Source organism: Bacillus sp. AF62 (assembly GCF_050312695.1).
Lineage (GTDB): Bacteria > Bacillota > Bacilli > Bacillales > Bacillaceae_G > Bacillus_A > Bacillus_A cereus.
Genome location: NZ_JBNPJZ010000087.1, coordinates 79,087 through 86,402, shown reverse-complemented (window position 1 = coordinate 86,402; position 7,316 = coordinate 79,087). Strand labels below are relative to the sequence as shown.

Below are 7,316 nucleotides of genomic sequence, written 5' to 3'. Positions count from 1 at the left end.
TACTATCATTCTTCCAGGAAAACGGGTTTCTTTATGCATTCATTTTTGGATATTTATGAGTTTTGCAACACCCTCAATAATATAAAAGAAATAGAAGTAGACAATGAAAACTGGAATATTGAATTTAAAAGTACAGACGCTAATAAAATAGTAATTTCCGCTCAAGGTCAACAAGTAGATAAAAAGATAGATCCCGTCAAAATAGAAAATGACGAAAATAAAATTGTGATTAAGCAAAAACAAAAGGTGACCAAATTTTTTAATGGTTTTACGTTTAGGAAGAAAAATAGTATATGTATAGCTATTCCGAGGAAAGCAATAGACAAAATTGTAGTCAATAATAAATCGGGTGATGTGAAAATAAACGATATAGTAGTAAAAAGTATCGTGACAAAAGGCAAGTCTGGAGATGGAATGATTACAGGACTATCGGCAGAGAAGGGTGAATTCATATCCGAAAGTGGGGATTTGATGTTAAAAGATAGTTCATTACAAGAAGTAAATATAACTTCTACTACTGGCGATAATTATGTGAAAAATGTAAAAAACGAAAATGTGAACATCACTTCAACATCTGGGGAAGTATTACTGAAAGATATGACAGAAGGAAAATCATTATTTATAGAAACAAAATCAGGGGATATTGGCGTACGGTATAAAGGTGTCCCAGCATCATTGAAGCTTATGGCTAAAAGTAATTCAGCTGATGTAATAGTGGATTTAAAAGGACTTAAGAAAGATAAAAATACAGAAAAAATAAAAATAGGAACGATTGGTGATGCAAAAAATGAAGCGAAGATTTTAAGTGAAACAGGAGTCATTTATATTGATTAAATCTTAGGAGGAAGGAGGACACTATCATGCTACATTTAATGAAGCTAGAATTGAAAAAGTTTAAGCTTGGTTGGTACGTGAAGAGAGCAATTATTGCAAATATTGTTATACTGGCATTAATGATCTTTGTGAGCATCATCGCTCAAGTAGAAGGTGATGCAGAAATAAGGAATCCAGAGACGATATTGTTAATGGCTAGCACAATAGTAAGAGCAACGTTTATTGTTTTTGGTAGTGTATTAATCGCAAGGCTAATAATTGGTGAATATAAAAATAAAACAATACTAATCATGTTTTCTTATCCCATTAACCGAAAGAAGATCATGGCTAGTAAGTTGGCTATTACAGCGACAGTAACATTTATAACAGTTATTGTATCTAACATTTTAGTAGTAGGAATTTTCTTTGGGATAGATAGTTATTTTTCAATTCTTCCTAATTCATTCACAGTAGATCAATTGATGCAAGAAGGAATAAAACTAGTTCCTTTAGCCATTGCAACTGCGGGGATGAGTTTAATCCCATTATATTTCGGAATGCGTAAACGTTCCGTGCCAACTACAATTGTTTCATCTCTTATCGTTGTCACAATTGCAATGAATAATGGCAACCCAGCGTTTTCTACAGCAACTTTTCTTCCCCTTCAACTAGCACTTGCAGCAATTGGAGTTGTAATTGCATATTACGGCATTAAAAATATAGAGAAGGAAGATATAACTGTATGATAAGAATATGTGAAAAAGAGTTGGTGTTACACCAACTCTTTTTTGTATATGTATGCTTCGTTACTACTCTGTAAATTTAGAGTGTGTGCTTAAATACTTTTGCACTTCTGGAGAAATGTTAAAGTTATTAGGACTTTTATATTCGATAGTAAACTCGCCGTCGGTACTTGTTTCAAAGGAGATTGCATAGCTATTCATTTTAGCATCGTAAGAAGTATTTTTGACTTCTGCATCTAGATTAAAATATTTTGTAATATACTCTTTTGAGTCCGTAATTGCTACTTGTTTTCCCCAAGGGGTACCATAATAGGTGAAATAAAGAGATACACTAATAACTCCAATAAGAGAAGTTAGTAAAATAGTTCCCATAGCTATTTTTTTATTTTTTGTATTCAATTTGGTTACTCCTCTTCGTAATATGTATTCATTTTAACCTATCTTTTCCATAAAACAACCATTAAGAAAAAATAGTTTCACATGAAACAAGTTACAGAAAAAGACAAGATATGTAAACATCTTGTCTTTTTTGTCGTTACATTTTAGGAGCTTCCATTCCAGCCGCAGCCCATTCTTCTTTTGCGGGGCCATATACGCCAGGAACTGTTAAGCCAGCTTGTCGCATTAAAACCGTCATTTGTCCGCGGTGGTGATTTTGATGATTAATGAGTGTCATTAAAAATATAGAATTCGGCATAGGGCGACCAAAGAAGTCATTAATAGTAGCTAAGTCTTTATCAGTCCATTTACTTTGAAGTGTTTCAACAAAAGCCGCGTTTACTTTACGGTATTCATCTGCAATTGTTTTTGCAGAAGTTGGAACAGGATAATCTTTCGATTCTCCTTCAAACTTTAGCCCTGTGCCAGATAGTATAACAGGAATTGCCGTCACGATGTGCCAAGCAACTCTACCTAACGTCCAATGTTCAGGTGCAATTTCTTGTGATAAAGATGCATCGGTTAATGAATCAAGCATTTTCTGAGTAGACTCTGCTTCGTATGTCCATGATTGCAAGAAGCCGTCAATTGTTTGGTACATTATTGTTATCCCCCTCTACTTATGTTCATAGATTAAGTTCGAGAAGAAATGACAAGTTCCCTTTATGTTTTAATGATGGTATTTAAAATTTTATATATAAATTTTATGATACTATTGAGTGTATATAGAATTATATTAATTTAGGGGGATATTATGAAAAGATTGATTTTAGGAATCATAATTTTATTTTTAATGGTAGGATGTAGCAATGAAATCTATAAAAAAGCAATGGATCAAGGGAAATTGGCGTTAGCGAGTAAAGAATATGACACGGCAGTAGCATCATTTGAGCTAGCATTAGAAGAGAAAAAGGATGATAAAGAAGCAAAGGTATTAAAAGACCAAACTACTAAGATGATAAGTTCGATAAAAGAGAAATCGAGTGGAAATATAGAACAAGCAATAGGTTTGTTTCAAGAAGTAGAAAAGATGAAAGATGGTTCCGCAATCCTTCAAAGTCAAGCGAAAGAACAAAAAGATTCGCTCATAGAGCATAAAGAGTTAAAAGGTCAATATATAGGTCAATTGGAAAAGGCAGAGAAGTTAAAGAATGATAAAAAGTATGAAGAGGCTAAAGGGATAGTAAATAAAATTGTTAACGATACTGGCCAAAATCAACAATTTATTTCGGAAAATCAACGGGCCGAAGAGCTGAATAAGCAAATAGATGGCTTACTAACTCAACAAGCAGAAGTTAAGAAAAAAGAGGAAGAGTTAAAAAATGAAAAGAAAAAAGAGGCTGATATTGGAAAGTTAAAGGGGTCTTGGATGTCATCAGAAAGTACAGACAGGCCAGTTGGGTTGGAAATAGAATCTATTAATAGTGAGAAAACAGGCGGAGAATTTATGGAACATAATATTTTTGGGAAAGGGACTACTATAGGAGACTTTCGAATATTAAGTGTGGACCAAGGGATTATTTCCATAGAGCTTGTATTTTTAATGGGAGAAAGAAAACAGAAGGTTGATTTGAAACTTGAGGAGAACACATTAACTGTACATCATGAGTTTATGGGAGGGACTAAATCTGTGAAATTAGTGAGATCAGAGTAATTTATCCCGCTATTCACCTGCAGTAAAATTCCCACCTCAAGATTCGGCTGGAGCAAAGAAGTTAGGTGGGAGATCCACTGCTCATAAAAGCCCAATTGGTTTGGGTTAATAATCAGTGGGGATGAAGCCCCCCCCCCCACTAATTAAAGTTTCACTTTATTTAGTATATAAAAAGGAGGCTTCTAAAACGAAGCCTCCTTTTTAATTAACTTTCTTCCCACTCTTCCTCATTAGCCATAAGAAATAAGGTGCTCCAAGTACAGCAACGACAAAACCAGAAGGAATTTCTTTCGGATATGCGATTGTACGTCCAAGTAAGTCAGCAACAGAAAGAAGGATTGCTCCAAATAGTGCTGAACAAACGAATAGTCTTTGATGATTCATACCAACAACAATTCTTGCTAAGTGAGGTGCGACAAGGCCTAAAAAGGCAATTGTACCGACAGCAGCGATATTTACTGATGCAAGTAGTGTCGCTAGCACAATCAGAGCAAGACGTGTTTTATTTACTGGTTGCCCAAGTCCAGTTGCTAAATCGTCTCCCAGTACGAGAACGTCAAGTTGTTTTATTAAGAAAAAGATAATGAATACAAGAATTAGAGATGGATATAGAATGATATTTTCTAAGTGATTCCACCCTCTTGCATACGTACTGCCAGATAACCATGTTAAAGCAGCGGCAACATTCAAATTGGCTCTAACGATAAAGATTTGAATAATTGCTGAGCCAAGTGCAGAAATACCAATTCCTATTAAAGCAAGAGCTGTTGGGCTAAATCCTGATTTCCATGAGAAGAAGAGGACAATTCCAACTGCAAGTAGTCCGCCGATAAATGCACCAATTGGTAGGAAGAAACCAGGAAGTGCAGGAAAGACATACATAATCGTTAAAGCACCGACACCAGCTCCTGATGAAATACCAATAATAGAAGGATCGGCAAGTGGGTTTCGTAATATACCTTGGAAAACAAGCCCACTTATTGCAAGGCATGCACCAGCAATAGCGGCAACGAGCATTCTTGGTAATCGAAGATTCATCATCATGTTTTTGTCAAATTGTGTTAATTGACCTGATATAACATTTGTAATGCTTTCGATATAAGCGTTACTACCGATTGTAACACCAAGAGCAATCGTCACAATACAAAGTGTGATAGATATAATGATTACCTTTTTATAAGAGTAATAGCGGGAACTAGCTCCAGCTGCATTCGCACCGTTATCATTCATATATTGTTTCGACTTCATCATTCGATACACTAAGTAAATAAGCCAAGGAGATCCAATCATTGCTGTGACTGCCCCAACAGGAAGTTCTGCACCGGTTGGATCTATTAATCTACCGACAACATCTGCTCCAAGCAATAATACTGCCCCCCATAAGAAAGAAGAGAGAAGAAGAGTAAAGTGTTGACGGTATCCGATAAGGCGCATTAAATGAGGTGCAACTAAGCCGACAAAGCCAATTGGTCCAACAACAGTAACAATTACTGCTGTTAAAAAGATTGCAGCAATGAAGGCGATAAGACGTGTTACTGCTGTTTTTTCACCAAGAGAAATAGCAACATCATCACCAAGTAAGAGAATGTTGAGTTTACGAGACATAAATAGTAAAACTAGGAAAGAAATAATGATAAATGGAAAAGCAAATTGAACGCCATCCCAGTTATTTTGAATAAGAGAGCCAGCTCCCCATAAAAATAAACCAGCTGTTTCATTTTCATAGAAAAGCTGCATCGTTCCGGTAAAGGCAGAGAGCATTAATGTAACGACCATACCAGCTAATGCCATTCTAAGTGGGGTTCCCTTTTTTCCACCAGAAATACGGTATACAAATAAAGCAGTAATAGCACCACCGATAAATGTGAACAGAAGAGAATTAATTTGTAAATCTTTCGGTAAGAAAATTGTAGCCGCTACTAGAAAGAAATATGCGCCAGAGTGAATACCCATTGTACTGGATTCAGCAAGTGGATTTTTCGTTAACGTTTGTAAAATAACCCCTGATGCAGCAAGAGCGCCTCCAGCTAAAATGGCAATTACAGCTCTAGGTAATCGAAGCATGATTAAAGTTTGATGTTCTAGCGATTGGTTCGGTGAGATAAGAGCATCAATAATCATACTATAGGAAATGTTTGCTTGACCTTGTCCGATATGAATAAAGAAAAGGAGGAGCAAGAGAGCTGCTCCTCCTCCGAATACAAGACTTGCTCGAAGTGTATGTTTTAGGCTATTCATCGTGTAATCACTTCTTCGCTGTCATTACATCTGCTACTTGTGTTGCTAAAGATGTTGCAGACTCAGGACCACCGAAAATCCAAGTGTCGCCTTTTAATTTATACATTTTGTTTTCTTTTTTGAACTTTAATTCTTCCCAAGCAGGGTTGCCTTTTAGTTGCGTGTCAAAAATGTTATCTTCATCCGCTACAATGTAAATGAAGTTTGAATCTTGTACACTTTGTAATGATTCTACAGTTGTTTGTTTAAAACCATCTGGCTCAGATTTTCCTGCTTCAAAAGTATTTGTTAGACCTAATTTTTTTGTAACTTGTAAAGCTAAAGAATTTTCAGTTAAGATACGGAATGTTGGTACGTTTTTAGCAGTAAATGCTTGTGCCATTGCGATGTTTTTATCTTTTAAGTCTGCTTTATCAATTTTTGCTTTTGCATCAGCGAATGCTTTATCCATATCAGCTAATACTTTTTTACCTTCTTCTTCTTTTCCAACTGCTTTTGCAATTTGTTTAAATGTTTCTGTCATTTCAGCAAAGTGATCGTTATTGCTTGTTGATGGATCAAACATAACTGTTGGTGCAATTTGCTCTAATTCATTTTTAATTGCTTTACCACGGAATGAAGCTGTAATAATTAAGTCTGGTTTTAAACGGCTAATTTCTTCTAAGTTTGGTTGTTGACGTGTCCCTACATCTACAACATCTTTACTAGGTTTTGTTTTTGTATTTACCCATTTATTATAATTCTTAATGTCTGCCATCCCTACTGGCTGAACACCAAGTGCTAATAAGTCTTCAGAATATACCCACTCAAGTACAACTACTTTTTTTGCTGGTTTATCTAACTTCGTTTCCCCTTCAGCGTGTTTAATTGTTATAGCTTGATTTTTATTGTCCGCTTTTGTTTCTTTTTTCTCCTCTTTTTGCTGTCCGCATCCAACAGCGAATAGAAGAACTACTATGAAAATACTGAGAATTTTCTTCATCTTCTGCCCCCAAATTAAGTGTTTTTTGTAACTAGTACCATAAGTGAAAATGGTTATCAATTACAACACCCAAATCATACTATGAGGGTATTTTAAGTGTCAATATATTTTTAAAATTTTGACGAAAAATAACGAATTATACGAATTTTTATATATTATAGTCGCTATTTATGAAGAATAAGCCGCTTTACTAAAAATATTGGCGAATGTGGAAAGTTTAAATGGGAAAGTGGCTGTGTACGATAGTGTAATGTGTATTGTTAATAGTCTGTGGAGATAAGGCGAAAGTACAAGCAAAAGGAGAGTGAATCGCATGTAATAATTACTAGAATGTATGGAGGAAATCTGTGTTTTATCCCCGACTAGGCAAAGTATTTCTTTGTTATTTAGATAGGTGTTTTTTAAGTCGGTGATTGCGCTAAAAAGATCGAATGTAAAGGAAGTGATC

Annotated in this window: 7 protein-coding genes; 3 read left to right on the top strand and 4 right to left on the bottom strand. The window is 35.3% G+C overall.

Translation table 11 applies throughout. The features are described 5' to 3' along the window. The first annotated feature begins 33 nt into the window (after positions 1-33). Together ACQRBL_RS22675 and ACQRBL_RS22670 are read left to right on the top strand one after the other, a co-directional pair. A complete protein-coding gene (locus tag ACQRBL_RS22675) occupies positions 34-834 on the top strand; it encodes a DUF4097 family beta strand repeat-containing protein (protein WP_411996258.1) in 801 nt (266 codons plus the stop codon). A 26-nt stretch (positions 835-860) separates the two neighbouring features. Then, positions 861-1,559 carry an ABC transporter permease gene (locus ACQRBL_RS22670; RefSeq protein WP_411996256.1) on the top strand — a complete coding sequence of 233 codons (699 nt, stop codon included), beginning with the start codon at positions 861-863 and terminating at the stop codon, positions 1,557-1,559. Between the two features lie 63 nt (positions 1,560-1,622). Here the strand turns inward: ACQRBL_RS22670 and ACQRBL_RS22665 are convergent, their stop codons facing one another. Further along, a complete protein-coding gene (locus ACQRBL_RS22665) occupies positions 1,623-1,955 on the bottom strand; it encodes a hypothetical protein (RefSeq protein ID WP_001093302.1) in 333 nt (110 codons plus the stop codon). A 136-nt stretch (positions 1,956-2,091) separates the two neighbouring features. Next, the gene (locus tag ACQRBL_RS22660; RefSeq protein ID WP_000284950.1) at positions 2,092-2,595 is read right to left on the bottom strand and encodes a DinB family protein; all 504 of its coding nucleotides are present in this window, start codon (positions 2,593-2,595) and stop codon (positions 2,092-2,094) included. 153 nt (positions 2,596-2,748) lie between these two features. Here ACQRBL_RS22660 and ACQRBL_RS22655 point away from each other — a divergent pair, with 153 nt between their 5' ends. Beyond that, positions 2,749-3,648 (top strand): hypothetical protein, encoded by a 900-nt coding sequence (locus ACQRBL_RS22655; protein ID WP_071731442.1) that lies wholly within the window; start codon positions 2,749-2,751, stop codon positions 3,646-3,648. A gap of 201 nt (positions 3,649-3,849) precedes the next feature. Here the strand turns inward: ACQRBL_RS22655 and fhuB are convergent, their stop codons facing one another. After that, positions 3,850-5,886 (bottom strand): Fe(3+)-hydroxamate ABC transporter permease FhuB, encoded by a 2,037-nt coding sequence (gene fhuB / locus ACQRBL_RS22650; RefSeq protein WP_411996255.1) that lies wholly within the window; start codon positions 5,884-5,886, stop codon positions 3,850-3,852. A 7-nt stretch (positions 5,887-5,893) separates the two neighbouring features. After that, the gene (locus ACQRBL_RS22645) at positions 5,894-6,868 is read right to left on the bottom strand and encodes an ABC transporter substrate-binding protein (RefSeq protein ID WP_000722820.1); all 975 of its coding nucleotides are present in this window, start codon (positions 6,866-6,868) and stop codon (positions 5,894-5,896) included. Positions 6,869-7,316 lie beyond the last annotated feature (448 nt).